The organism is Pseudomonas sp. P5_B2 (assembly GCF_056400445.1).
On sequence record NZ_JBFULH010001517.1, the window covers coordinates 1 to 524 of the forward strand.

Consider the following 524-nt stretch of genomic DNA (forward strand, 5'->3'; position numbering starts at 1 on the left):
GCACACACTTGACCAGCCACTACGTTCAATGACAATGGCGGAAAGACTAGGAGCAGTCATGAAAGCAAATTGGATTTTGGCGTTGGTTGGTGCTGCTATCGTTGTTGGTGTAGTCGTTGCAGTGGGCGTGCTCTGGGCCTATGGATACTACCTTGGCCCCGTTTCTAGGAACGCAACGGATTGGGGTAGCTTCGGCTCCGTCATGAGCGGTGCGTTCACGTTGTTAAGCTCGTTCGCAACCATCGGAACGTTGCTTTTCCTGTATCTACAACAATTGAAGGGTGAAGAACGCCAGATTTTACTGGACATAGAAAATCAGGATAAACAGCAAAAGCACGACATTGTTGTCGAAAAGCAGTTGGCTGCTTTGACATTTGAACAATACCTTAATCATCGAAAGGTTTTTATTGAAAGKCTAAATGAACAATCCGTTTTTTTTAGGGGGGATATAGGCTTCGCTGATCCAGATAGGGTCTACACAGCAATGTTTGCTAAAAACAGCCCTAGCCATTGTGAGTATAAGG

The 524-nt window shown here is 45.7% G+C and carries 1 pseudogene; it reads left to right on the forward strand.

What is annotated here, in order from left to right:
• Positions 1-58: 58 nt before the first annotated feature.
• Positions 59-524 (forward strand): annotated as a pseudogene (locus tag AC1DRJ_RS32150) (hypothetical protein); the annotation flags it as partial.